22 protein-coding genes and 2 tRNA genes are annotated in these 24,567 nt (G+C 64.5%); 5 read left to right on the plus strand and 19 right to left on the minus strand.

Annotation, left to right across the window (positions count from 1 at the left end; all coding sequences use genetic code 11):
- Positions 1-2: 2 nt before the first annotated feature.
- The 5 genes from LX81_RS06070 to LX81_RS06090 form a co-directional block, all read right to left on the minus strand.
- Positions 3-752, minus strand: a complete 750-nt coding sequence (locus LX81_RS06070; RefSeq protein ID WP_111536420.1) for a DUF4167 domain-containing protein — start codon at positions 750-752, stop codon at positions 3-5.
- Between the two features lie 203 nt (positions 753-955).
- A complete protein-coding gene (prmC, locus tag LX81_RS06075; protein WP_234822508.1) occupies positions 956-1,798 on the minus strand; it encodes a peptide chain release factor N(5)-glutamine methyltransferase in 843 nt (280 codons plus the stop codon).
- Positions 1,795-2,844, minus strand: a complete 1,050-nt coding sequence (gene prfA, locus LX81_RS22490; protein WP_111536421.1) for a peptide chain release factor 1 — start codon at positions 2,842-2,844, stop codon at positions 1,795-1,797. The genes prmC and prfA overlap by 4 nt, the downstream gene beginning before the upstream one ends.
- Positions 2,845-2,893: 49 nt before the next feature.
- Positions 2,894-3,328 carry a DUF1499 domain-containing protein gene (locus LX81_RS06085; RefSeq protein WP_170133857.1) on the minus strand — a complete coding sequence of 145 codons (435 nt, stop codon included), beginning with the start codon at positions 3,326-3,328 and terminating at the stop codon, positions 2,894-2,896.
- A 13-nt stretch (positions 3,329-3,341) separates the two neighbouring features.
- Positions 3,342-4,502, minus strand: a complete 1,161-nt coding sequence (locus tag LX81_RS06090; RefSeq protein ID WP_111536423.1) for a M20 aminoacylase family protein — start codon at positions 4,500-4,502, stop codon at positions 3,342-3,344.
- Between the two features lie 61 nt (positions 4,503-4,563).
- On the opposite strand from LX81_RS06090, the gene mazG reads away from it, so the two are divergent.
- The gene (mazG, locus tag LX81_RS06095) at positions 4,564-5,388 is read left to right on the plus strand and encodes a nucleoside triphosphate pyrophosphohydrolase (protein ID WP_111536424.1); all 825 of its coding nucleotides are present in this window, start codon (positions 4,564-4,566) and stop codon (positions 5,386-5,388) included.
- A 58-nt stretch (positions 5,389-5,446) separates the two neighbouring features.
- The gene (locus tag LX81_RS06100; RefSeq protein WP_111536699.1) at positions 5,447-6,448 is read left to right on the plus strand and encodes a Fe(3+) ABC transporter substrate-binding protein; all 1,002 of its coding nucleotides are present in this window, start codon (positions 5,447-5,449) and stop codon (positions 6,446-6,448) included.
- An 81-nt stretch (positions 6,449-6,529) separates the two neighbouring features.
- On the opposite strand, the gene LX81_RS06105 is transcribed toward LX81_RS06100, so the two are convergent.
- From LX81_RS06105 to LX81_RS06165, 13 genes are all read right to left on the minus strand, one after another.
- A tRNA-Asp gene (locus LX81_RS06105) sits at positions 6,530-6,606 on the minus strand.
- Between the two features lie 33 nt (positions 6,607-6,639).
- Positions 6,640-6,716, minus strand: a tRNA-Asp gene (locus LX81_RS06110).
- Between the two features lie 55 nt (positions 6,717-6,771).
- Positions 6,772-7,293, minus strand: coding sequence for a GNAT family N-acetyltransferase (locus LX81_RS06115; RefSeq protein ID WP_111536425.1), 522 nt, complete (start codon positions 7,291-7,293; stop codon positions 6,772-6,774).
- 52 nt (positions 7,294-7,345) lie between these two features.
- Complete coding sequence (locus LX81_RS06120; protein ID WP_111536426.1) at positions 7,346-7,600, minus strand: hypothetical protein; 255 nt, start codon at positions 7,598-7,600, stop codon at positions 7,346-7,348.
- Between the two features lie 367 nt (positions 7,601-7,967).
- Positions 7,968-9,122, minus strand: coding sequence for a CaiB/BaiF CoA transferase family protein (locus LX81_RS06125; protein WP_111536427.1), 1,155 nt, complete (start codon positions 9,120-9,122; stop codon positions 7,968-7,970).
- A 5-nt stretch (positions 9,123-9,127) separates the two neighbouring features.
- Positions 9,128-10,327, minus strand: coding sequence for an acyl-CoA dehydrogenase (locus LX81_RS06130; protein ID WP_111536428.1), 1,200 nt, complete (start codon positions 10,325-10,327; stop codon positions 9,128-9,130).
- Positions 10,328-10,420: 93 nt separating this feature from the next.
- Complete coding sequence (guaB, locus tag LX81_RS06135; RefSeq protein ID WP_111536429.1) at positions 10,421-11,869, minus strand: IMP dehydrogenase; 1,449 nt, start codon at positions 11,867-11,869, stop codon at positions 10,421-10,423.
- A 35-nt stretch (positions 11,870-11,904) separates the two neighbouring features.
- Complete coding sequence (locus LX81_RS06140) at positions 11,905-12,852, minus strand: GNAT family N-acetyltransferase (protein WP_111536430.1); 948 nt, start codon at positions 12,850-12,852, stop codon at positions 11,905-11,907.
- Positions 12,853-12,892: 40 nt separating this feature from the next.
- The gene (locus LX81_RS06145) at positions 12,893-14,005 is read right to left on the minus strand and encodes an ABC transporter ATP-binding protein (RefSeq protein WP_111536431.1); all 1,113 of its coding nucleotides are present in this window, start codon (positions 14,003-14,005) and stop codon (positions 12,893-12,895) included.
- Positions 14,006-14,017: 12 nt separating this feature from the next.
- The gene (locus tag LX81_RS06150; RefSeq protein WP_111536432.1) at positions 14,018-15,679 is read right to left on the minus strand and encodes an alpha-glucosidase; all 1,662 of its coding nucleotides are present in this window, start codon (positions 15,677-15,679) and stop codon (positions 14,018-14,020) included.
- Positions 15,680-15,682: 3 nt separating this feature from the next.
- Positions 15,683-16,834, minus strand: a complete 1,152-nt coding sequence (locus tag LX81_RS06155) for a carbohydrate ABC transporter permease (RefSeq protein ID WP_111536433.1) — start codon at positions 16,832-16,834, stop codon at positions 15,683-15,685.
- Between the two features lies 1 nt (position 16,835).
- Positions 16,836-17,816 (minus strand): carbohydrate ABC transporter permease, encoded by a 981-nt coding sequence (locus LX81_RS06160; RefSeq protein ID WP_111536434.1) that lies wholly within the window; start codon positions 17,814-17,816, stop codon positions 16,836-16,838.
- Between the two features lie 101 nt (positions 17,817-17,917).
- Positions 17,918-19,267, minus strand: coding sequence for an ABC transporter substrate-binding protein (locus tag LX81_RS06165; RefSeq protein ID WP_111536435.1), 1,350 nt, complete (start codon positions 19,265-19,267; stop codon positions 17,918-17,920).
- Positions 19,268-19,518: 251 nt separating this feature from the next.
- Here LX81_RS06165 and LX81_RS06170 point away from each other — a divergent pair, with 251 nt between their 5' ends.
- Genes LX81_RS06170 through LX81_RS06180 form a run of 3 tightly spaced genes read left to right on the plus strand, consistent with a single transcriptional unit; the run spans position 19,519 to position 22,898 of the window.
- Positions 19,519-20,568, plus strand: coding sequence for a LacI family DNA-binding transcriptional regulator (locus LX81_RS06170; protein WP_111536436.1), 1,050 nt, complete (start codon positions 19,519-19,521; stop codon positions 20,566-20,568).
- Between the two features lies 1 nt (position 20,569).
- Positions 20,570-21,892 carry a GH1 family beta-glucosidase gene (locus tag LX81_RS06175; protein ID WP_111536437.1) on the plus strand — a complete coding sequence of 441 codons (1,323 nt, stop codon included), beginning with the start codon at positions 20,570-20,572 and terminating at the stop codon, positions 21,890-21,892.
- Positions 21,893-21,917: 25 nt separating this feature from the next.
- Complete coding sequence (locus LX81_RS06180; protein ID WP_111536438.1) at positions 21,918-22,898, plus strand: glucokinase; 981 nt, start codon at positions 21,918-21,920, stop codon at positions 22,896-22,898.
- Between the two features lie 12 nt (positions 22,899-22,910).
- On the opposite strand, the gene LX81_RS06185 is transcribed toward LX81_RS06180, so the two are convergent.
- A complete protein-coding gene (locus LX81_RS06185; protein ID WP_170133858.1) occupies positions 22,911-24,566 on the minus strand; it encodes an FMN-binding glutamate synthase family protein in 1,656 nt (551 codons plus the stop codon).
- Between the last annotated feature and the right edge of the window lies 1 nt (position 24,567).

Below are 24,567 nucleotides of genomic sequence, written 5' to 3' on the forward strand. Positions count from 1 at the left end.
CGCTACTCGACCGCTTCGCTCTCGCCAGACCCGGAGGCGGGTGGCTCGTCGCCGGCCTTGGCGCGCGGCTTGCGGGCCCGCCGCGGTTTCGGCTTGCTCTCCGGCGTTTCCACGAGACCGCCATCGTTCTCCGAGCCGGTGTCGATCACGTCGTTCTCGACGGAAGCGGGCTTTTCCTTGGGTGCCGCGGCACGACGGCGGCGCTTCGGAGGCTGCTCTTCCGCGGCCGGGGCAGCCGGGGCAGCCGGGGCCGGAGCGTCGGGCTGCGCGGCAGGCTGGACGTCCTCAACCCGCGGGCTTTCCTCGTCGCGCTGCTCCTCGGCCGCCCTTTCCTCTTGGTGACCACGACGCCGGTCGTCGCCGCGCTGATCGGAGGAATGGATCGACGCATCGTCGTTCTGCGCCGAATTGCCCTGGTTCTGCTGCCGGTCGCGCTGTTGCTGATCCCGCTGCTGCTGGTCACGCTGCTGCTGATCCTGCTGCTCGCGACGCTGGTCCATCTCACGCTGTGCCTCGGCGAGCATGCGGGTGTAATGCTCCGCATGCTGCGCGAAATTCTCCGCAGCGACCCGATCGTTCGAGAGCTGGGCGTCGCGCGTGAGCTGATTGTACTTGTCGATGATCTGCTGCGGCGTGCCGCGCACCTTACCCTCGGGGCCGGAACTGTCGAAGACCCGATTGACGATATTGCCGCCGCCGGAGGGACGGTTACGGTTCGACTTTGACCGCGAGCGTGACTTCGAAGATCTCATATAAAAAGCTTCCAGCCTTGATTATGGCATGCGCCTGATCCTTCCAGTGCGACCGTCTCGGGACGGGTGGCTGGATCGGCGGCGATGTTCTGGCGATGCCAGAGGGGAACGCATCCCGCGTCCCATCCACTGCATCTTCGAAAGAACATGGCAGTGGCGTGATGACAAGGGTTTTTTCCATTCCTGCGCAATTTCCGGCCGTTTCAGCCGATAAGACGCCCGGATACCACGCGATCCCGCCCATCCAGATCGGGGTGGATAGCGACCGAGCCGAAGCCGGCGGTGCGGAAGAGTTGCACTACGTCCGCCCCCTGCTCCGCGCCGATCTCCACGAGGAGCGCACCGTCGGGATCGAGGTGATGCCGCGCGCCCGATAGGATAGCGCGATAGGCGGCGAGCGCATCCTCCCCAGGCGAAAGCGCGCCGAACGGATCGTGGTCGCGGACCTCTTCCGCCAGGCCGGGCAGATCGGCCGCAGCGATATAGGGTGGATTCGACACCACGAGATCGAATCGTCCCGTGACCGCGCCGAACCAGTCCGACAGGCGCCATTCCGTCCGGTCCGCGACGCCAACAGCCGCGGCGTTGCGCCGCGCGACATCGAGCGCGGCATCGGAAATGTCCGTGCCGAGCCCGGTCGCACCGGAGGTTTCCGCGACGATCGTGGCGAGGAGACAACCCGATCCGGTCCCGAGATCGAGGATACGCCGCGGCCGCCGCTCCAGCGCGAGAAGCACGAGGCTCTCCGTCTCCGGTCTCGGATCAAGGACGTCCTCGGTGATCTCGAACTCCCGACCGAAAAAATCGCGCCGTCCCAGGATGCGGGAAACCGGGCATCGCGCCGCACGCCGGGCGATGGCCGCGTCGAACCGGGTGACGATGTCCGGCGTGGCGGGCTCGTCAGCGACGAGCGTCAGGCGGTCGCGCGAGATACCGGCGGCAAAGGCGAGGAGGTGCCGCGCATCCCTCGGCGCCCCCTCGATCCCCGCCCGCGCCAAGGCGGCGGCGCCCTCGCGCAGGAGATCGGCCAGGCGCGGCGGGCTCACGCCTCCAGCTCTGCCAGCCGTGCGGCCTGGTCCTCCGCGATCAGCGCGTCGACGATCTCGCCGAGATCGCCCTGCATCACCTGATCGAGCTTGTAGAGGGTGAGATTGATGCGGTGGTCCGTCATCCGGCCTTGCGGGAAGTTGTAGGTCCGGATCCGCTCCGATCTGTCGCCGCTTCCGACCTGCGCCTTGCGGTCGGAAGCGCGCGCCTCGTCCATCCGCCGTCGCTCCGCATCGTAGAGACGCGCACGCAGCACCTGCATCGCGATCTCACGGTTGCGGTGCTGGGATTTCTCGGACGAGGTGACGACGATACCGGTGGGAACGTGCGTGATGCGCACGGCACTGTCGGTGGTGTTGACGTGTTGCCCGCCGGCGCCGCTCGCCCGCATCGTGTCGATCCTGAGGTCGGCCTGATCGATCTGCAGATCCACCTCCTCGGCTTCAGGCAGAACCGCGACGGTGGCCGCGGAGGTGTGGATACGACCACCCGATTCCGTCGACGGGACGCGCTGGACGCGGTGCACGCCGGATTCGTACTTAAGGCATGCGAAGACGCCCTCTCCGCGGATCGTCGCGACGAGTTCCTTGAGACCGCCGAGCTCCGTCGCCTGCTCCTCCACCACCTCGAACCGCCAGCCGCGCCGGTCGGCGAATCGCTGGTACATCCGCATGAGATCAGCGGCGAAGAGAGCCGCTTCCTCTCCACCGGTACCAGGGCGGATCTCGAGAATCGCGGGCCGCGCATCGGCACTGTCGCGCGGCAGGAGGGCGAGGCGGAGCTTCTGCTCGAGTTCCGGGATCTGCTTGCGCAGTTGCGGAATCTCGTCCTCCGCGAGCACGCGCATTTCCGGATCGGCGAGCATGGCCTCGGCCTCGGCGAGATCCTCGAGGCTCTGGCGGTAGCGCGCGATCTCCTCCACGACGGGGCGGAGCTCCGCGTATTCTCGGCCGAGCTGCGCGATATCGCCACCACCCTCGGCCATCCGCGCCTCGATGTATTCGAAGCGTTCGGTGATCTGGGCAAGCTTTTCCAAGGGGACCATGGCGCTTCGTGGCGCGAACGCCGGGAGGGGTCAAGGCCGCTCGGCGATCCTAGCCGATCCCAGCCGCGTCGAGCCAGCCGCGGATGCGCCGTTCGTTCACGCCCATGTCGGACTTTCCCACGACAAGATGGCCACGAATCTGCAACAGGTCGCCATCGCGCCAGATGTTGGTGATGTCGGGAAAGCCGAAGACCCGGGAGCGCGTGACGAAGCTCACATGCCCCGCACCCGGCGATCCCGCGAGCCGTTCCGTCCGCGGCGCCGCATCCGCCACCTCGACTAGGCGATCGAACGCGCCTGGATCGGCATCGATGTCGCGCACGGCGTGGAAGCCCCCGGTGAACGGGTGATCGCCCGACGGTTTCGACGGGCCGGACACGTGATATCGGTCCACAGGCAGGGCCAGACTGCGCGCCCAGAACGCGACGCTGCCCCCTGCGGCCGCGAAGCCGACAAGGACGGCCAGGGCGATGGAAATGCTCATGCGCATGCTTTCGTCAGAGAGGCTGGCGGCATTCGACGAGCCGGGCGAAGAAGGAGGCCCCGAGCGGCGCGATCTCGTCTCGGAAATCGTAAGCCGGGTGGTGGCAGATCGGCCCGCCGCCCATGCCGAGCGTCAGGTAGGCACCCGGGCGGACCTCGAGCATGTAGGCGAAATCCTCCGCCCCCATCGAAGGGCGCAGCGCCCGATCGACCTTGGCTTCGCCGACGATCTCGGCCGCGACATCCGCGGCGCGCATTGCCTCGGGCCCGTGATTGACGGTGGCGGGATAATCGCGGCGGTAGGTGATGTCGATCTCGACGCCGAAGGCCGCGGCGAGTCCTGCGCAGATCTCGGACATCCGGCGTTCGGCGAGATCGCGCATCTCCGGGGTGAAGGTGCGCACCGTGCCGCCGAGCCGCGCCTGCCCCGGGATCACGTTGAAGGCGGTGCCGGCATGGACCTGCGTCACCGAGACGACGAGACGATCGATCGGATCGGCGTTGCGGGAGACGATCGTGTCGAAGGCGGTGGCAAGGCGGAGCGCGGCCGGGACCGGATCGACACAGGCATGCGGCCAAGCCGCGTGACCGCCCTCGCCGCGGATGGTGATCGCGAATTCATCGACCGCCGCCATGACCGGGCCGGGGGCGGTGTGGAACTCTCCCAAGGGCGATTCGGGCGCGTTGTGGAGGGCGTAGACCTCGGCGATGTCGAACCGGTCGAGCACCCCCTCCTCGACCATCACGCGGGCGCCGCCACCCTGCTCCTCGGCCGGCTGGAAGAGGAGTGCGACGCGGCCCTTGAAGCGACGTGTCTCCGCGAGGTAGCGCGCGGCACCGAGGAGCATCGTCGTATGACCGTCATGCCCGCAGGCATGCATCGCGCCCGGCGTCTCGCTTGCGTAGGGCACGCCCGATTGCTCCTCCATCGGCAGCGCGTCCATGTCCGCGCGCAGGCCGATCGTCGGGCCCGGACCCTCGCCCTCGATCACCGCAACGATGCCGGTCCTGGCGATGCCTTCGTGAATTTCGTCGACACCGAAGTCGCGAAGCCGCTCCGCCACGTAGGCGGCGGTCTTATCGCAGGAGAAACCCAGTTCGGGATGGCGGTGCATCCAGCGCCGCCACTCGATCATGTCTTCGGCATAGGCAGCGATTCGATTGAGGACGGGCAATGGACTCTCCGCGCGGTGGTGAGGAATGATCGCACCGTTTCCGAAAAGAGGAGGGCCCGCAATGGCCGATCCGATCCACGACATGCCTCCGGGCCTGCAGAAGCTCCGGGAAGTGATGGCGCGGCTCCGCGACCCCGAAAACGGCTGCCCCTGGGATCTTGAGCAGGATTTCCGCTCGATCGCGCCCTACACGATCGAGGAGGCCTACGAGGTCGCCGACACGATCGAGCGGGACGCGATGGAGGAACTGCCCGGGGAACTCGGTGACCTCCTGCTCCAGGTGATCTATCATGCCCGCATGGCCGAGGAAGGCGGGCATTTCGACCTCGACGATGTCGTCCACACGGTCACGCAGAAGATGATCGATCGCCATCCGCACGTCTTCGGGTCCGAGACACGAGACAAGAGCGCGGCAGAGCAGAGCGCCGATTGGGAGGCCGCGAAGGCCCGCGAGCGCGGAGCCGCCACGGGAACGCTCGACGGGGTGGCGCGGGGGCTGCCCGCCCTGCTCCGGGCCGTGAAACTGCAGAAACGGGCAGCGCGCGTGGGCTTCGATTGGGACAATACCGAGGCGGTCATCGCAAAGATCGCGGAGGAGGCCGGCGAACTTAACGAGGCGCGTCGGACGATGTCTCCGGAGGCGGTCGCGGACGAGTTCGGCGATCTCCTCTTCGCCGTGTCGAACCTCGCGCGCCATCTGGGCGTGGACCCCGAAGCGGCGCTACGTGGAACCAACGAGAAATTTATCCGCCGGTTCGTCTTCATCGAGGCCGCCCTAGCGGAACGCGGAAAACGACCGGCGGAGAGTGACTTGACCGAAATGGACACGCTTTGGGAGGCGGCGAAAGCGAGAGAGCGTGATGGCAAGGCGGCGAACGCATCTTGACCTGATCAAAACAGTCGGATTTGAGTCCGCCGTGTTTACACCAACCAACGGGATCATCATGCGCCTTCCAGTTCTCCTCGGCCTCGCCGCTGCAACCGCCCTCCCGGCCGCGGCGGAGGTCAACATCTACTCGTATCGGCAGCCTGAGCTGATCCAGCCGCTTCTTGACGCGTTCACGGAAGAGACCGGGATCGAGACGAACGTCGCCTTTCTCAACACCGGTGTTACGGAGCGGCTTCAGGCCGAAGGCGACCGGTCGCCGGCCGACATTATCCTGACGGTCGATATCAGCCGGCTCGCGGGCGCCAAAGAAGCGGGCGTGACCCAGGCGGTGCAGTCGGACGTGCTCGAGGAGAACATTCCACCGAACCTGAGGGATTCGGAGGGCCACTGGTTCGGCGTCACGCTGCGCGGCCGGATCGTCTATGCCAGCAAGGATCGCGTCGCAGAAGGCGAAATCACCACCTACGAGGATCTCGCGGATCCGAAATGGCAGGGGCGGATCTGCACGCGGTCGGGCACCCACGTCTATACGCTCGGGCTCGTCTCCGCGCTCATCGAGCATGACGGGGAAGAGGCCACGCGAGAATGGCTCGAAGCCGTGAAATCCAACCTCGCGCGGGCGCCGCAAGGCAACGACCGGGCGCAGGTTCGCGCAATCTGGGCCGGCGAATGCGACATCTCCCTCGGCAATACCTACTACATGGGTGCAATGCTTGAGGATCCGGAACAGCAGGAATGGGCGAATTCCGTTCGCATCGCGTTTCCTCGTTTCGAGGATGGCAGCGGCACCCATGTGAACATCTCCGGCGTGGCGATGACCAAGTCCGCACCGAACCGCGAGGATGCCCTCGCCTTCATGGAATTTCTTTCATCACCCGAGGCGCAGAAAATCTATGCCGAGGCGGTCTACGAATACCCGGCCGATCCGGAAACGCCCGCGGCCGACCTGGTACAGGGCTGGGGTGATCTCGATCCCGACACGACCGCGCTCGACGCCATCGCGGCGCATCGCGGCGAGGCCTTGCGGCTTGTGGAGAGCGTCGATTTCGACGGCTGACGGAACGACTGACTGGCGCCGCCCCATGACCGGGTGGCGCCGACCTTGCCCATGGGGCGCTTGATCGTTTCCGTATGATGGTGGCGCGGTTGACGGGGCTCGAACCCGCGACCCCCGGCGTGACAGGCCGGTACTCTAACCAACTGAGCTACAACCGCGCATCGGCACGGGAGACATGGCGGGGGCAATGGTGGCGCGGTTGACGGGGCTCGAACCCGCGACCCCCGGCGTGACAGGCCGGTACTCTAACCAACTGAGCTACAACCGCCCATTGCCCGCCCGGACGTGTCGTCCCGAACGTGAGGGGCGTTCTATGGACAGGCCTATCCGGCGTCAAGCGCGTTCGCACGATCATTTGCCGAAGCGAAGCGCCGCAACGAACGCCAGATCACCGGCCGCGTCCGCGTTGGACATCCCAGAACCGGTTCGGTGAGAAGACCACCTTCGAAACCGCCCATTGCCCGGTAGAACCGGCGCGCGGCGGTGTTGGCCGCGATCACGGTAAGCCAGACCCCGCCCTCGCCCGTCGCAGCGAGCCGCTGACCCGCCGCATGGAACAGGGCTTGGCCAATGCCCCTGCCCCGCATGTCCGGATGGACGTGAAGGTTATCGATATAGGCCCATCCATCCCGTTTCTTGGTTCGGACAAAACCCAGCACCTCCCCGTCGGACCGTGCGACTTCTACGTCGGCCGGCAGCACGGTCCAGCGACGCTCCATCTCCGCGTCGAGGCGATCAAGAGCGGCAGAGGGAAGGAAGGGGGCGTAGGCGGTCCGCCAACTCTCGGTATGAAGACGCTTGATGTCGGAGAGATCGGATGAGGTCGCCGCTTCGATGCGCATCATTGAAAGGGTCCCGTCAGGCGTTCCGAGATACCGTGGCGTTACGCCTTCGGCCTTAGTCGAGCTTGCGATCCTTCATGGCGAACCGCTCGACCTGGGCGGAAAGCAGGAGCAGGTCCGCGACGGAAACGGCTTCCCATTCCCCGGCATTGGCAAAGGCGACCTTCTCGCAGAGACGAGAGGCGAGGACCAGCCCGACACGCGACCGGGTCTCCGATGGTAACGAGGCGCTTCGCTTCTCAAAATCTTCGAGGACCTGATCCAGGATATCGTGTTCCCAATCTCCCTCGTGAAACTTGCCGATATGCATGAACGCTCATAACCCTTCCCGAAACACGACCAATTTACTGAACGGCAACAGTGACCGGATCCGAACTGTTACACAACGTCCCCGATTGCTGCCGTGAGTTGCATTTGCCTCCCAGGTTGGGTGGCCTCCCGGCGACAGTCAGAGTCGCTGGCAATCGTCTTATCAAATTTGCGTAAAGTTGCACACGCATGAAGAGAAAAAAGTGACCGTACGGAAAGCACTTCGGCAAGGCCGTGGCCTAGGCCGTCATATCGCTTCAATCCAACACAATTCCGTCTGACATTCCGACACCAAATGAGCGGATTTCCGCTCACTGAGAGGGGTGCGGAGGACCTTTGCCCTGCAACAGCTGCGCAGGACAGCAGTTCTAGGCTTCGCCGAAGCTCCAGGCACCCCCGCCGAGGGTGGGCGCGGCACGGTCCGTGCGAAGCGGGCTGCGCGAAAAGCTGAGCGGTGTCCGCAATCCTGGCACGCCTTCCGGCGCGATTGCGAGCGCGCGAGCTTCGATCTGCGGATCGGCGAGGGCTTCGGGAACCGTGTTGATCGGCCCCCCAGGAATGCCGGCCGCTTCGAGGCGGGCGATGAGGGTGGCGCGGTCGAGCGTGGCGATCCGGTCGGAGAGGATCGGAACGAGTTCGTTCCGTGCGGCGACACGGTCCGGATTCGTCGCATAGGCGGGATCGGTGCCCACGCCGTCGAGATCGAGGGCGGCGCAAAGCGCGCGGAACTGGCGATCGTTGCCGCAGGCAATGACGAGATGGCCGTCGCGCGCGGCAAAGACCTGGTAGGGAACGATGTTCGGATGCGCATTGCCGAGCCGTCGCGGAACGACCCCGCCGAGGAGAAAGTTCGCCGCCTGGTTTGCGAGGACAGCGACCCCGCAATCGAGCAGGGACAGGTCGATCCATTGCCCCCGGCCCGAGCGCGCCCGCTCCGCAAGCGCGGCCTGAACGGCGATCGTTCCGTAGAGGCCGGTGAAAATATCGATCCAGGCGACCCCGACTTTCTGGGGCTCACCGTCGGGTTCGCCCGTGAGCTCCATGATCCCGCACATGCCCTGGATGAGCACGTCGTAGCCGGGCTGCCGCGCGCGTGGACCGGTCTGACCGAAACCCGTGACGGACGCATAGACGAGACCGGGATTGGACCGCGCGAGCGTCTCGTAATCGAGACCGAACTTGGCAAGACCGCCGGCACGGAAGTTCTCGACCAGCACATCGGCATCGTCGATGAGCGCGCGCAGCCGTGCCAAATCCTCCGCATCGGTGAAATCGCAGATGACGGATTGCTTGCCGCGATTGGCCGCGTGGAAATAGGCGGCGACACGTTCGGTCCCCCCATCCGCGCAGGGTCGATCGATGAACGGGGGACCCCAGCGGCGGGTGTCGTCTCCCCCCGGCGATTCGACCTTGATGACCTCGGCACCGAGATCGGCAAGCGTCTGCCCGATCCAGGGGCCCGCGAGAATCCGCGCGAGCTCCACGACTTTCAATCCCGCGAGCGGGTATTCCTGACTGGTCATCGGGCTCAGGCGAAGGCCGCGAGACCGGTGATCGCCCGTCCGAGGATGAGGGCATGCACGTCGTGCGTTCCCTCGTAGGTGTTGACGGTCTCGAGGTTCTGGGAATGGCGCATGACGTGGTATTCCGACATGATCCCGTTGCCGCCATGCATGTCCCGCGCGACCCGCGCGATGTCGAGCGCCTTGCCGCAATTGTTCCGCTTCACGAGGCTGATCATCTCCGGCGAGAAGCGCCCGTCGTCGAGCAGGCGCCCGACGCGGAGGCTCGCCTGCAGGCCGAGGGCGATCTCCGTCTGCATGTCGGCGAGCTTCTTCTGGAACAGCTGCGTCGCGGCAAGCGGGCGCTTGAACTGCTTCCGGTCCAATCCGTAGTCACGTGCGCGGAACCAGCAATCCTCCGCCGCGCCCATCGTCCCCCAGGAGATGCCGTAGCGCGCGCGGTTGAGGCAACCGAAGGGGCCACCCATGCCGACGATACCGGGCAGGAGCGCATCCTCTCCGACTTCCACGTCCTGTAGCGAGATCTCTCCGGTCACAGAAGCGCGAAGCGAGAGTTTCCCCTCGATCTTGGCGGTCTCGAGTCCCTTCGCGCCGCGTTCGATCAGGAAGCCGCAGACCTTGCCGTCGTGCTCTTCCGAGGTTGCCCAGACGACAAAGAGGTCGGCGATGGGCGCGTTCGAGATCCACATCTTCGCGCCGGAAATGCGGTAGCCGCCATCGGTCTTGACCGCCTTCGTCTTCATGCCTGCAGGGTCCGATCCGGCATCGGGCTCCGTCAGGCCGAAGCAGCCGATCATCTCGCCCGCGGCGAGCTTCGGCAGATAGCGCTTCTTCTGCTCTTCCGATCCGAACGCGGCGATCGGGTACATGACGAGGCTCGATTGCACCGACATCATGGAGCGATAACCGCTGTCGATCCGCTCGACCTCCCGCGCGACGAGACCGTAGGCGACATAGGACGCGCCGACCCCGCCATATTCCTCCGGCGTCGTCACACCGAGCAGGCCGGCCTCGCCCATCTCCGCGAAGATCTCGGGCTCGGTCCGCTCTTCGAGATAGGCCTTCTCCACCCGCGGCATCAGCTTGTCGGCGGCAAAGGCAGCCGCCGCATCGCGGATCATGCGCTCGTCTTCGGTCAACTGATCGTCGAGGAGGAACGGGTCCGACCAGGAAAAAGACTGACCCTTGTATGCATCCTTCGGCATTCTCGTTCTCCTCTCTGACTGCCGCGGGGGCGCTGCAGCTATTCGGACAAGTATAGAACGGCGGGCCCCGATGGGAAAGATCGCCCGCCGCGTTCAGGCGCCGCGGTAGTTCGGGCTCTCCCGCGTGATCGTTACGTCGTGGACGTGACTTTCCCTGAGCCCAGCATTGGTGATCCGGACGAAGCTGCACTTCGTGCGCATCTCCTCCACCGTGGCGCATCCGGTATAGCCCATCGCCGCGCGCAAACCGCCCACGAGCTGATGGATTACGGCGCTGGCCGTGCCCTTGTAGGGCACCTGTCCCTCGATCCCCTCGGGGACGAGCTTGTCGGAAGCCGCGTCCTTCTGGAAATAGCGATCGGCCGAGCCGCGCGCCATCGCGGCAAGGCTGCCCATGCCACGGTAGGATTTGAAACTGCGGCCCTGGTAGAGGATCACCTCGCCTGGGCTCTCGTCGGTGCCCGCGATCATGCTGCCCACCATCGCAGAAGAGGCGCCGGCGGCGATCGCCTTGGCGAAGTCGCCGGAGAACTGGATGCCCCCATCGGCGATGACGGGCGCGTCGCCCGCGCCGGAAACCGCGTCCATGATCGCGGTCAGCTGCGGCACGCCCACGCCCGCAACCATCCGCGTCGTGCAGATGGAGCCCGGACCGATCCCGACCTTGATCGCATCCGCACCCGCATCGACGAGCGCCCGCGCGCCGTCCGCGGTCGCGACGTTGCCCGCGATGATCTGGACCTCGTTCGAGAGCGCCTTCGCGCGCCTGACGGCCTCCGCCACGCCCTCCGAATGCCCGTGCGCGGTGTCGATGACGATGATGTCGGCGCCCGCATCGACGAGCGCTTCCGTCCGCTCGAAACCAGCATCGCCCACGGTCGTCGCCGCCGCCACGCGCAGCCGTCCCAGGCCATCCTTGCAGGCTGCGGGGTTCAGCACCGCCTGCTCGCTGTCCTTCAGCGTGAGAAGCCCCGTAAGCTTGCCCTGCCCGTCGGTCACGAGGAGTTTCTCGATCCGGCGCTTCTTCATCAGGAGCCGTGCCTCGTCGAGATCCGCGGGCTCCTCGAGGATGGCGAGATCGCGCGACGTCATCATTTCCGAGACGGGCGTGCGATCGTCGGAGGCAAAGCGCATGTCGCGGTTCGTAACGATCCCGACGACGCGGCCCGTTCCGTCGATCACCGGGAACCCGGTGACGCGGTAGCGATCCTGTAGCACCTTGGCATCCGCGAGCGTCTGCTCCGCGCTCAGCGTGATGGGGTTGTAGACCACGCCGCTCTCGAAGCGCTTGACCCGCCGCACTTCCGCGTTCTGCTCGTCTATCCCGAGATTGCGGTGGATCACGCCGATGCCCCCCGCCTGCGCCATGGCGATCGCCATCCGCGCTTCAGTCACGGTATCCATGGCCGAACTGAGAAGCGGGATGTTCATCGCGATATCGCGCGTCACCTTCGTCCGCGTGTCGGCGGTGGAGGGCAACACACTCGATGCCGCGGGGACGAGGAGGACGTCGTCGAAAGTCAGCGCCTCGCGAATCTCCATGGGATTCTCCTTCGGAGCCTTCGTTTGACGCGGCTCTATTTCACGGAGCCGACCGGAAGGAAAGCCCTGCCCCCATCAGCGTCGCGCGCGCCGGACCGCCCCCTGCCGCTCGGCCCGATCGCGTAGAGGGCCGGCAGCGTCTCGATCTTCGCCCCGGTCCCGAGCTTGAACCGTGCGAGACCCGGCGCGGCACGCCGGTCGATCTGGCCGAGATCGAGCCGAACCACGCCAAGGCCCTGCAAATGCAGGATCGCGCGCCACATCAGGAGATTGTGGGCGTGACAGGCCGGGGACGTCTCCGACCGCCAGCCGAGGAAATACGTGGCCCCCTGCCCGTGCAGGAGGAAACTCATCGCCGCGAACGGTGACGTCTCGGGACCCGCCTCGATCGTGAAACTTCTGCCGGGTGCGAGCTTCTGCCAGGCGGCGATCCATCCCGACGTAAAATTTCCGTATCCCCGGCGCTTCTGCTGCGCGCGCTCGGCGGCGACGAGCCAGACCGGAATCCCTGTATCGAGACGTGTCTCAAGCCCAGAGCGTTCGGCCACATTCAGGCGGTTGCGCCATTTCTTCTGCAAGGCCGCGCGCTGATCGGCTCCGGGATCGAGACGAAGCACCGCCATCTCCCGCGGGGTGGACAGGCGGGGCGCCCATCGCTGAGGCCTTGCCTCGGATGGTGCGACCAGCAAATGCATTCGTTGTGCAGAGAGCGCTTGGCGTAGGCTGGTAAGATCCCCCGGAGCGGATCCGTCGCCCGATATCCAGCGGATACCGAGGGGAAGATAGCCGATGCCGACAGGACCGAGCGAGCGACAGATCACCTGCGCGAGGCCATGCCTTTCCCCGTCACGAAGCTCGAACCGCCGGCAAGTCGCCCCGTGGCGTGCAGCGACGGCGCCGTAGGCCCAGCCATGCTGCAGTGCGGCCCCTCCGACCTTCGTCTCCCATTGCGACCGTCTGAGCGCAGTGTCGGTGATCTCCATCCGCTATCGATCGAGGGACGGGGTTAACGAATTCTAAAGATCACCGGTAGCGTAGCGATTTTCCGTCCAGGAAGAGATGGACTTTCGACGGATCGGCGGTGAGACGCACCTCGTTGCCCCTTAGATCGGAATGAATGCCGGAGAGTTTCGCGATCACCGCGGCATCGCCCTTTTCCATGTCTTCGAGGTCTGCGTTGCCAGTCTCGAAATAGAGCAGCGTCACCTCGCCGAGCGCCTCGGTGATGTCGACCTTGCCCTCGAAAATGTAGTCCTCGCCCTTCGATTCCCTGAGGTCTTCCGGACGGACGCCGACCTTGACCTGGGCGCCCATGTCCTCGTCGCGCGTCGGGTAGGTGGACACCGCGGTTCCTCCGCCATCCATGGCCACCGTCGTCCGCTCACCCGTTGCCGTAATCTTGCCGGGCAACATGTTCATGGCGGGCGATCCGATGAACTGCGCGACGAACTCGTTCTCGGGCTTCTCATAGAGTTCGAGGGGCGTACCGACCTGGCTGATCCCGCCACCTGCGAGCACGACGATCCGGCTCGCCAGCGTCATCGCCTCCACCTGGTCGTGCGTGACGTAGATCATGGTCGAGTCGGGCATCGACTCCTTGAGCTGTGCGATCTCGATCCGGGTCGCGACCCGCAGTGCCGCGTCGAGGTTGGAGAGCGGCTCGTCGAAGAGGTAGACCTTCGGGTCGCGCACAATGGAACGTCCGATGGCGACCCGCTGGCGCTGTCCGCCCGAAAGCGCCTTGGGCAGCCGGTCGAGATACGGTTCGAGCTGCAGGATCCGCGCGGCCTTCTTGATGGCGGCGTCGATCTCGTCCTTCGACTTCTTCGCGATCTTCAGCGCGAACGCCATGTTGTCGCGCACCGTCATGTGCGGGTAAAGCGCGTAGGACTGGAAAACCATCGCGATGCCCCTCTGCGCGGGCGGGACGTTGTTGACCACGCGGCCGTCGATCTGGAGCTCTCCGCCGGTGATCTTCTCCAGGCCCGCAATCATTCGCAGGAGCGTCGACTTCCCGCATCCCGACGGGCCGACGAATACGACGAGCTCGCCCTGCTTGATGTCGAGGTTGATGTCCTTGAGAACCTGAACGTTCCCGTAGGCTTTCGCGACGTCCGTCAATTTCAGATCTGCCATCACCCTTCCTCCCTAAATCCCCTCGTCGGCCGCCGCGAACGCCCCCTGATGGGGTCCCAGCCGAATCTCGCGGCCCGTGAACTCGGCGTCGAACGGAACGCCGTCGAGTGCCGTCCATATGCCCTCCGGCAACACGACATCGATCGGCGCATCGCTCAGGTTGAAGGCTATGAAGATTCGGCGCAATCCATCGTCTCGGATCAGACAGAGCCGTTCGGCATCGGCCGCGACGATCTTGAGCTCACCCTTCGCCAATGCCGGAACGGTTTTCCGGAACGCGATGAAGGCGCGATAGAAGGCCAGCGTCGAGCCGGGATCGCGATCCTGCACCGACACGGCCCGCTCGAGATGCTCGACGGCCATCGGCAGCCAGGGCCGTGCATTCGAGAAGCCGCCGGTCGGGGTGTCCGTCCAGGGCATCGGCGTCCGTGCGCCGTCGCGACCCTTGAATTTCGGCCAGAACCGCTTGCCATACGGATCCTGCAGATCCTCGTAGGGCACATATGCCTCGGTCAGACCGAGTTCCTCTCCCTGATAGAGGCAGATCGTGCCCTTCAGCGTCAGAAGGATCGCGGCATAGAGCTTGCGTTCGGCTTCCGAGAGGCCCCACCGGGAGGCGTAACGCTCCGTATCATGGTTCGAGAAGGCCCAGCACGCCCAGCCTTCGGTGACGATGCGGTCGAACCGCTCGAGCACGTGGCGGATACGGTGTCCCGACGGATAGGCACTGGCCAGGAAATCGAAATCGTAGGCCATGTGCAGACGGCCGTTCGAGGTATAGTCGCGCTGCGTCTGCATCCCGCGCTGGCTCTCGCCGATCTCGCCCACGCTGGTGATCGCAGGGTATTCGTCCATCACCCCGCGCAGCCTTTGCAGGAACGCGAGGTTCTCGGGACGGGTCTTGTCGTAGAGATGATCCTGGAAGTTATAGGGATTGACCGACGGCGCGGTGTTATCGTTGCGGTCTTCAGGCGGCAGGGCAGGATTGTCCCGCAACTCTCTGTCGTGAAAATAGAAATTGACGACGTCGAGCCGGAACCCGTCGACCCCCCGATCAAGCCAGAACCGCGCGACCTGCAACAGTTCCTCCTGAACCTCCTCGTTGTGGAAATTCAGGTCCGGCTGGTCGGTCAGGAAGTTGTGCAGGTAATACTGCATCCGTTCCGCTTCCCACTCCCAGGCAGTGCCGCCGAAGATCGACAGCCAGTTATTGGGGGGGCTGCCGTCGGGTTGCGGATCGGCCCAGACGTACCAGTCCGCCTTCGGATTGTCGCGCGAGGACCGGCTCTCCCGGAACCACCGGTGATCGGAGGAGGTATGGTTCATCACGAGATCGATCAGGACCCGGATGCCGAGCGAATGGGCGCTCTGGATGAGAGCGTCGAAATCTCCCATCGTGCCGAAGAGCGGATCGACGTCACGGAAGCTCGAGATGTCGTAGCCGAAATCGCGCATCGGCGATTTGAAGAAGGGCGAGATCCAGATTGCGTCGATCCCCAGCCGCTTGAGGTAATCGAGCCGGTGGATGATACCCGAGAGGTCCCCCACTCCATCATCGTTCGAATCCTGAAAGGACCGAGGATAGATCTGGTAGATCACCGCACCGCGCCACCAATCGGGTTCGGCCGGTCCGGCCTCGATCGGCCGGTCGGTACGACGGTGCAGGTCTTCCATGATCTACTTGACGGATCCGGCGAGAAGCCCGCGCACGAGGAAGCGCTGCATGGAGAAGAAGACGATAAGCGGCACGGCGATCGAGACGAAGGCCGCGGTCGCGAGGATCCCCCAATCGCCCCCGCGCGAGCCGAGCAGGTCGTCGGCGATCTTCACAGTCATCACCTTGGACGCGTCGTCCGACGGCAGGAACACCTTTGCGACGAGAAGATCGTTCCAAGTCCACAGGAACTGGAAGATCGAGAAGGCCGCGAGTGCGGGAAGGCTCAACGGCAATATGATCTTCACGAAGAGCTGGAAGTCCGTCGCGCCGTCGACCTTAGCGCTTTCGATGATGTCGCGCGGCAATCCGACCATGTAATTTCGCAGGAGATACACCGCGAGCGGCATGCCGAAGGCCGTATGCGCGAACCATATTCCCATGAAGCTCTGCCCGATCCCGATCCGATTGTGCAGATCGAGCATGGGAACGAGCGCAAGTTGCAATGGCACGACGAGGAGGCCTACGACGAGCGCGATGAGAAGACCGCGGCCCGGAAAATCCATCCACGCGAGGGCGTAGGCCGCGAAGGCCGCGACGAGGATCGGAATGATCGTGGCAGGCACGGTAACGGTCAGTGTATTGATGAAGGCCCGGTCCATGTTGTCGGCGGTCAGGACCTGCCGGTAATTGGCAAGCGTGAATTCCGGTGGCGATTCCGCAGCGAAATAGACGCGCTGCCCCCTGTCGCCCGGATCCTCCGGCGTCTCCCAGCGGTAGGTGCCATCCGCGTTGACGGTGAGCGTCTCGCCGTCGCCGAGATCGGCTGTAGTGCCGGCCTCGAATTCAGTCGGATTGACCCCCCGGGTCCCGAACGCGACCACATCGCTCCCGCCGTCCGGGAAGTAGCTCGCCGCCTCCTCGTCGTCGTAGATGTTGCCCGTCACGACGAAGAGGTCACCCTCCTGCTCGGCCGTGCTCGCCGTGCGGCCACGCGCGGTGAGCTCGACCGGAAAGGGCGCCTCCCACCAGCCCGAGGCGGAGATCTGGTCACGTTCCCTGAAGGACGACACGAAGAGGCCGATCGTCGGCACGAGCCAGATCACCACGAGAAAGACGACCGAGATGTGAGTGGCCCAGGTCAGCGAGGATTTCGTTCCGGCGATATTGTCCATGTCACCGCATCTCCCTACGGGCCTGCCGGATGTTCCAGATCATGACCGGCAGGACGGTGATCATGATGACGATGGCGATCGCGGAGGCATAGCCCTTCGACGTGACGAAGTAGTCCATCATGTAGCTCGGCAGGATTTCCGTGCCGAAATTGCCACCCGTCATCGTGTAGACGATGTCGAAGACCTTGAGCACCAGGATCGTGATCGTGGTCCAGACGACGACGATCGTCGACATGATCTGCGGGACCTTGATCTTGAAGAAGAGCTGCCAGGGATTGGCGCCGTCGAGGATGGCCGCCTCGATCGTCTCCTCGGGGATACCGCGCAATGCCGCCGAGAGGATCACCATGGCGAACCCGGTCTGGATCCAGATCAAGATCACCATGAGGAAGAAGTTGTTCCAGAACGGAATTTGCAGGACGTCGATCGGATTCTCGAAACCCAGGGACGCACGGATCGCGTTGATGAGACCGATTTCCGCGTCGTTGGCGTAGACGAACTTCCAGATCAGGGACGCGCCGACGAAGCTGATGGCCATTGGCATGAAGATCAGCGACTTCGCCAGGTTGCCCCAGGAAAGCTTGTCGGTGAGCTGTGCCGCGACGAGCCCGATGAAGGTCGACGCCGCCGGTACGAAGAGAACCCAGAGGAGGTTGTTGAGGAACGCCCTCGTGAAATCGCCGCCCGAGAAAAGCAACGCGTAGTAGGTGAGCCCGACGAATTCCTGCCCGTCCCGTCCGTAGAAGGAACGGATCAGCGATCCCACCACGGGATAGACGAGATAGAGGCCAAGAACGAAGATCGCCGGGAAAAGGAACAGCCACGGCCGGACCTGGTTGGCGCGATTGATGTTGCGCCCGGCATTCTCTCCCTTGGCGGGGAAGATCACCTTGTCGAGGACGAGGTTGGAAAAATAGAAATAGGCGATGCATCCGCCGACACCGATCAGGATCGTCAGGATCCCCTGCAGAACGACTGGCATCTCATCCGTCTCCCGTCCCTCATACCGTCACCGGCATGCTCGTTTCCGGATCCTGCGCGAGGCTCGATTTCCCGCGCAGGCGCTCGTTCCGCCGAACGGGATCAGTTGAGCTGATCCCAACGGTTCTGGATCGCGGCCGCGACGCTTTCGGCATCGGAACCCGACTGGAAGTCGACCATCCCGGTCCAGAACGCCCCGGCGCCGATCTCGCCCGGCATGAGGTCGGACGCGTCGAACCGGAACGTCGTGGCGTCGGTCAGGATCTCGTTCAGGCTACGTTGCGCGTCGGTCGGGAAGACGGCGGCGTTCGCCTCCGTGAAGGGCGTGAGGAAGCCAGATTGCGCCATCCAGAGCTCATGGGCGATGGGGGTCTGCAGGAATTCGATGAAGGCTTGCGCCGCCTCGGAATCCTCGGTGATCGCGAACATCGTGCCCGCGCCCAGAACCGGCTGGCCCAGATCCTCCTCGCTCGACGCGGGGAAATAGAAGAAGTCGGCATCCGTTCCGAGCTCGGTGCCTTCGGGGAAGAAGGTCGGTATGAACGTCGCCTGCTTCAGCATGTAACATTCGGGCGGGAACGAGAACAGGCCGGAGGGCGCATCGCGGAAATCGATGGTCGCCACCGCGGCGGCGCCGCCATTCACGAAGTCGTCGTTCTTCGAGAAGTACCCGTATTCCTCGATCGCGTTGACCACCGCAGGATCGTCGAACGGGATCTCGTTCGACACCCACTGGTCGTAGGTTTCGGGGCTCGCCGTGCGCAGCATCAGGTCCTCGACCCAGTCGGTCGCGGGCCAGCCCGTCGCGGCGCCCGACCCGAGACCGATGCACCAGGGGGTCACGCCGTCGTCGGCCATCTGCTGCGTCAGTTCCTTGAGCTCCTCGTAGCTTTCCGGAATCTCGTAACCGGCTTCCTCGAATTGCTCCGGGACGTACCAGACGAGCGATTTAACGTCGATCTTGTAAGGAAAGGCGAAGAGTTCTTCCCCGTCGGGCCCCGAGAAAGTCGCGAGATCGACCCAGGAATCGCCCGCCGCGTAATTCTCGGCGATCCAGCTCGACGTCTCCTCCCCAAGCGGCGTGATCTCACCCCGCCGCGCCAGGTCGGCGATCAGGCCGGGCTGCGGAAAGACCGCGATGTTGGGCGCGGAATTGGCTTCGGTGGAGATCACGATGTCCTGCTCGAAACTGTCGGAGCCGGAGTAGTTGACCGACGCACCGGTCGCCTCTTCGAAATAGGCGATGACGTTCGAGAAAAGCGCGTCGTCCGCCCCAGTCCACGGTCCAGTGATGTCCATCGATTGACCGCTGAGATCGTGACTGTCAGCGAAGCTCTGATAGCTGTCCCAGTTAAACTCGCCTTCTCCGATCGGAAATTCCAGTGATTGCGCGACGCTCATGCCGGTCGTCAGGGCCAGCACGGCGGCGCCGGAGATCAGTGTCGTCTTCATCGAAATCCTCCCGGGATCGTATCGATCGCACCGAAGGAAAAGCGAGTTCCTCGCCTCCCCCAAAGCGCTTTGAACATGCTTGACCGTGGGACATGCTGCCGACCAAGTCAACGGGCGCGTGGCAATCATCTGTTCGCCCAGTATTTTTCTGCATCTGCTCTGTCGCGGTGCAGCGAGCATGGGCTTTGACGCGGCCGCGGGAGCATCCTACGCTCGGGGAGGAACCAAAGCGCTTTGGGCTTGGGACGATCATGAACCTCAAGCAGCTCGCGGAGCTTCTCGATCTATCGCAGACGACCGTGAGCCGGGCGCTGAACGGCTACCCGGAGGTCGGGGAACACACGCGCCGCCGTGTTCTGGAGGCCGCGCAGACCCATCATTACCGGCCGAACAGCTGGGCCAAACGACTTGCCACGGGACGTTCGAACGCCGTCGCACATATCCTGCCCATGCGATCCGAGCACGAGGTGATGAATCCGGTCTTCGCGGATTTCATCTCCGGCGCGAGCGCGGTCTATGCCGAAGCCGGGTTTGACATGATCCTCTCGATCGTCGACCATTCCGAAGAGCTTTCGGCCTACCGCGACCTCGCATCGCGTCATTCGGTCGAGGGGCTGCTTGTCCACGCGCCGCATGGTGACGACCCGAGGATCGCTTTGCTCAACGAACTCGGTCTTCCTTTCGTCGTCCATGGTCGCGTCTCCGCCTCCACGCAAGCCTACAGCTGGCTCGATCTCGACAATCGCCAGGCCTTCGAACGCGGGACGCGCCACCTCCTCGATCTCGGGCATCGGCGCATCGCGCTTCTGAACGGGCTCGACGTCATGGATTTCGCGCAGCGCCGGCGCAGCGGCTTCGAGGCCGCGCTCGCAAGCCGGGGGATCGACCCGGACCCCGATATCGTCTGCGGATCGGAGATGACGGAAGCGTTCGGTCATTCGAGCGCATCGCGGATGCTTGGGCATCGCGATCCGCCCACGGCATTTCTCGTCTCGTCCCTCATCATCGCCATCGGCGTACGCCGCGCCTGCGAGGAGCACGGTTTCGTACTCGGACGCGACGTTTCGCTCGTCAGTCACGACGACGATCTGGGATATTTTCGCGATCTGTCCGGTGAACCCTATTTCACCGCGATCCGGTCCCCCGTCCGCGACCACGGGCGTCGGGCGGCCCGGATGCTCCTCGACATCATTCGTACCGGTGACCGCCGCCCGCGAACCGAACTCCTGCAGGCGGAGTTGCACCTAGGTCGGTCCACCGGGCCGGCCCCCGTCCGTCCCGTCAATCTCGCCAGAGGATAGCATGCTCGATTACACCCGCGCCGATTTTCCAGAAGGTTTCCTTTTCGGAGCCTCGACCTCTTCCTATCAGATCGAGGGGCATTCGTTCGGCGGCGCCGGCCCGACCCACTGGGACACGTTCGCGGCGACCCCGGGCAACGTGGCGCATGCGCAGAACGGCGCGGTGGCCTGCGACCATTACAATCGCCTCGACGCCGATCTCGACCTTCTGAAGGACGCGAATTTCGACGTGTACCGCTTCTCGACGTCGTGGGCGCGCGTGCTTCCCGAGGGGCGCGGGACCGTCAACGAGGAGGGGCTCGACTTCTACGACCGGCTGGTCGACGGACTTCTCGAACGCGGCATCAAGCCCGCGGCCACGCTCTATCACTGGGAGCTGCCCGTGGCGCTCGCCGATCTCGGCGGCTGGCGCAATCGCGACATCGCCTCCTGGTTCGCCGAATTCACCGAAGTGGTCATGGGACGGATCGGCGACCGACTCTGGTCCGCGGCGCCGATCAACGAACCCTGGTGCGTGAGCTGGATGTCGCATTTCCTGGGCTTGCATGCGCCCGGATTGCGCGACATACGCGCCACCGCGCGCTCCATGCATCACGTTCTTCTGGCGCATGGCCGCGCGATCGAGGTGATGCGGGGTCTCGGCATGTCCAATCTCGGCGCCGTATGCAACTTCGAGTACGCCGCCCCCGCCGACGAGAGTGCGGAGGCGCAGAAGGCCGCCAAGCTTTACGACGGCTATTACAACCGCTTTTTCCTCGGGGCAATCTTCAACCGCCGCTACCCCGAGGATGTACTCGAGGGGCTGGGGCCCCATCTGCCCGACAAATGGCAGGACGACATGGAGCTGATCGGGCAGAAGGTCGATTGGTGCGGGATCAACTACTACACCCGCAAGCTTCTCGCCCCCGATACAGGCCCCTGGCCCCACCACAAGGAGGCCCCGGGTCATCTCCCGAAGACGCAGGTCGGGTGGGAGATCTATCCCGAAGGACTCTACGAGCTCCTCACGCGCATACAGGGTGGCTACACCCGCGATACGCCCCTTTACATCACCGAGAACGGTCTGGCGAATGACGACCGGGTGTCGAACGGCGAAGTGAAGGACACGAAGCGCATCGATTTCCTGAATGCCCATCTGAAGCAGGTGAAGCGCGCCTGCGATGCCGGCATTCCGCTGAAGGGATACTTCACGTGGTCGCTCATGGACAATTACGAATGGTCACTTGGCTATGCCCCGCGGTTCGGTCTGATCCATGTCGATTTCAAGAGCCTCGAGCGAACGCCCAAGGCATCCTACCATGCCTTCGCCAAGGCACTGGCATGAACGTATTGTCACGGGAGGGGCGTCGATGAGTGATGCGCGACTGCCGAATGTCGTCGCGGATGTCGGCGGCACGAATACCCGGGTGGCGATTGCGCATGGCGGCGACGTGGACATTGCCACGATCCGGCGCTTCCGCAACGCCGCCCATTCCGATCTCGGCGCCGTGCTCGCCACCTTCCTCGCCGAAGGGGATCACGGGAAATGCGCGGGCACCTGCGTGGCCGTCGCGGGGCCGGTGATGGACGGGATCGGGCGGCTGACCAATCTCGACTGGGTCATCGACCGCCCGACCCTCGCCGAATGTACCGGCGCCGGAACCGTTGCGATCCTCAACGACCTCCAGGCACAGGGCCACGCGCTCGACCACATCGCCCCCGCCAGTCTGAAGCCCATCGTCGAAGGCCCCGCGGAAGGAACGCATGACGCGAAGCTCGTGATCGGTTGCGGCACCGGCTTCAACGCGGTCCCGGTGTTCCGAACCGAAACCGGACGCTACGTCCCGCCCTGTGAATGCGGCCACGCCACGCTGCCCGTCCTCTCCGACGAGGATGTGAGCCTCGCCCGTTATGTCACCACGGCGCATGGATTTCCTGGGATCGAGGATGTCCTGTCCGGTCGCGGCTTCGAGCGCGTCTACGCCTGGGCGAGCGGTGAGGATCGGCGCCTCGGCTCCGCGGAGATCATGGCCGCGATCGAGGATGGGTCGGACCCGGACGCCCTGCGCGCGGCGAAGGCGTTCTGCCGTACCTTCGGACGGGTGACGGGCGATCTGGCACTGACCCATCTTCCCTTCGGCGGCATCTACCTCATCGGGGGCATGACGCAGGCCCTGGCGCCGCACCTCGTCCGGTTCGGGTTCGCGGAGGCGATGCGGACCAAGGGAAGGTTCTCGACATTCATGGAGCGCTTCGCCGTCTGGACGATCGAGGACGATTACGCGGCGCTGACAGGATGTGCGCACCATCTGTCGGGCCTCATGGACCCCGTTCCGCGCGCCGATCTCTAGACGGGTCCGCGATCAGCTGCCGACGGCTTGGGGCTCTGGCTCGACATGGCCCTTCTTCGTGGCTTTCGCGTCGGGATCGGGCGGGGTGAACGTATTGGCCCGCGCACGCCCCCAGCGTTCGAGATAGCCGTATTCGTCCTTTTCCCCGTCCACGAGAAACTTCACGGGCAGGTACGGCCAGGCCATCTGTCCGGTGATCATGTCGCCGTCCGCCTCGCGCTTCATGAAATGGTGCGGCAGGAAGGCCCGCGGATCGTCAAGGCCAGCGGCCTCCGCCAGTTCCACGAGGGCTCGCATCGTCATCTCGTGGAAATTCCTTACACGCTCGGCCTTGTCGGCGACGACGAGGGCGCGCTGGCGCAGCGGGTCCTGCGTGGTGACGCCGGTGGGGCAGCGATTAGTGTGGCAAGCCTGAGCCTGGATGCAGCCCACGGCGAACATGAAGCCGCGCGCCGAATTGCACCAATCGGCCCCTTGGGCGAAGGCCCGCGCGATGTCGAAGGCGTGGATTAGTTTGCCGGACGCTCCGATGCGGATCTGATCGCGCAAGCCGGCGCCGCGAAGGGTATTGTGAACGAAGGTCAATCCCTCGGTCAGAGGCATTCCCACGTGGTTCGCGAATTCGAGCGGGGCTGCCCCAGTCCCTCCCTCCTTGCCGTCGACGACGATGAAGTCTGGCGCGATCCCGGTTTCCAGCATCGCCTTCACGATGCACATGAACTCGCGCCGGTGGCCGATGCAAAGCTTGAAGCCTACTGGCTTGCCACTGGAGAGATCGCGGAGACGCCCGATGAACTCGCAGAGTTCGACCGGCGTGGAGAACGCGGAATGACCGGCGGGAGAGATGCAATCCCGTCCCATCGGCACGCCGCGCGCCTCCGCAATTTCCTTCGTGATCTTGGCGGCGGGCAACATGCCGCCATGGCCGGGCTTCGCGCCTTGGCTGAGCTTGATCTCGATCATCTTGACCTGATCGCTCCGCGCCTGTTCGGCGAAGAGGTCGGGATCGAATGCGCCATCCTCCGTGCGACAGCCAAAATAGCCCGATCCGATCTCCCAGATCAGATCGCCGCCGCCCGAGCGGTGATAGCGGCTGATCCCGCCTTCGCCCGTGTCATGCGCGAACCCCCCGGCCTTCGCCCCGCGATTGAGGGCGGAGATGGCGTTGCCGGAGAGCGAGCCGAAAGACATGGCGGAAATGTTGTAAAGCGACGCGTCGTAGGGTCGCCGGCAATCCGGCCCCCCGATCGTGACACGGAAATCGTGCCGATCGAGCCGTGTGGGCATGATCGAATGCGTCATCCAGGCGAAGCCGCCGGAATAGACCGATTGCTTCGTTCCGAAGGGCCGTGCGGATTCCGCGTTCTTCGCACGCTGGTAGACGATGGAGCGATCCTCGCGGCTGAACGGCTCCTCGTCCTGGTCGGACTCGAGGAGGTATTGCCGGATCTCAGGCCGGATCTTTTCGAAGAAGAACCGCATATGGCCAAGGATCGGATAGTTCCGGAGGATGGCATGATCCTCCTGCGTGATGTCCCTGATCCCGACGGCGCTCGCGATCCCGAAGATCACGACGCCGCCCCAGAACCAGAAGCCCGCCGTAAAGACGCCGACGATCGAGACGACGAACATCACGATCGCACCCAGAAGCGGTGCATAGCGGTGCATT

It is taken from the genome of Palleronia aestuarii (assembly GCF_003253995.1).
Taxonomy (GTDB): domain Bacteria; phylum Pseudomonadota; class Alphaproteobacteria; order Rhodobacterales; family Rhodobacteraceae; genus Palleronia; species Palleronia aestuarii.

Coding starts and splice junctions, on each gene's coding strand:
- LX81_RS06070 (WP_111536420.1), bottom strand. CDS start 752: ATGAGATCTTCGAAGTCACGCTCGCGGTCAAAGTCGAACCGTAACCGT.
- prfA (WP_111536421.1), bottom strand. CDS start 2,844: ATGGTCCCCTTGGAAAAGCTTGCCCAGATCACCGAACGCTTCGAATAC.
- LX81_RS06085 (WP_170133857.1), bottom strand. CDS start 3,328: ATGAGCATTTCCATCGCCCTGGCCGTCCTTGTCGGCTTCGCGGCCGCA.
- mazG (WP_111536424.1), top strand. CDS start 4,564: ATGGCCGATCCGATCCACGACATGCCTCCGGGCCTGCAGAAGCTCCGG.
- LX81_RS06100 (WP_111536699.1), top strand. CDS start 5,447: ATGCGCCTTCCAGTTCTCCTCGGCCTCGCCGCTGCAACCGCCCTCCCG.
- LX81_RS06115 (WP_111536425.1), bottom strand. CDS start 7,293: ATGATGCGCATCGAAGCGGCGACCTCATCCGATCTCTCCGACATCAAG.
- LX81_RS06120 (WP_111536426.1), bottom strand. CDS start 7,600: ATGCATATCGGCAAGTTTCACGAGGGAGATTGGGAACACGATATCCTG.
- LX81_RS06125 (WP_111536427.1), bottom strand. CDS start 9,122: ATGACCAGTCAGGAATACCCGCTCGCGGGATTGAAAGTCGTGGAGCTC.
- LX81_RS06130 (WP_111536428.1), bottom strand. CDS start 10,327: ATGCCGAAGGATGCATACAAGGGTCAGTCTTTTTCCTGGTCGGACCCG.
- guaB (WP_111536429.1), bottom strand. CDS start 11,869: ATGGAGATTCGCGAGGCGCTGACTTTCGACGACGTCCTCCTCGTCCCC.
- LX81_RS06140 (WP_111536430.1), bottom strand. CDS start 12,852: ATGGAGATCACCGACACTGCGCTCAGACGGTCGCAATGGGAGACGAAG.
- LX81_RS06145 (WP_111536431.1), bottom strand. CDS start 14,005: ATGGCAGATCTGAAATTGACGGACGTCGCGAAAGCCTACGGGAACGTT.
- LX81_RS06150 (WP_111536432.1), bottom strand. CDS start 15,679: ATGGAAGACCTGCACCGTCGTACCGACCGGCCGATCGAGGCCGGACCG.
- LX81_RS06155 (WP_111536433.1), bottom strand. CDS start 16,834: ATGGACAATATCGCCGGAACGAAATCCTCGCTGACCTGGGCCACTCAC.
- LX81_RS06160 (WP_111536434.1), bottom strand. CDS start 17,816: ATGCCAGTCGTTCTGCAGGGGATCCTGACGATCCTGATCGGTGTCGGC.
- LX81_RS06165 (WP_111536435.1), bottom strand. CDS start 19,267: ATGAAGACGACACTGATCTCCGGCGCCGCCGTGCTGGCCCTGACGACC.
- LX81_RS06170 (WP_111536436.1), top strand. CDS start 19,519: ATGAACCTCAAGCAGCTCGCGGAGCTTCTCGATCTATCGCAGACGACC.
- LX81_RS06175 (WP_111536437.1), top strand. CDS start 20,570: ATGCTCGATTACACCCGCGCCGATTTTCCAGAAGGTTTCCTTTTCGGA.
- LX81_RS06180 (WP_111536438.1), top strand. CDS start 21,918: ATGAGTGATGCGCGACTGCCGAATGTCGTCGCGGATGTCGGCGGCACG.
- LX81_RS06185 (WP_170133858.1), bottom strand. CDS start 24,566: ATGCACCGCTATGCACCGCTTCTGGGTGCGATCGTGATGTTCGTCGTC.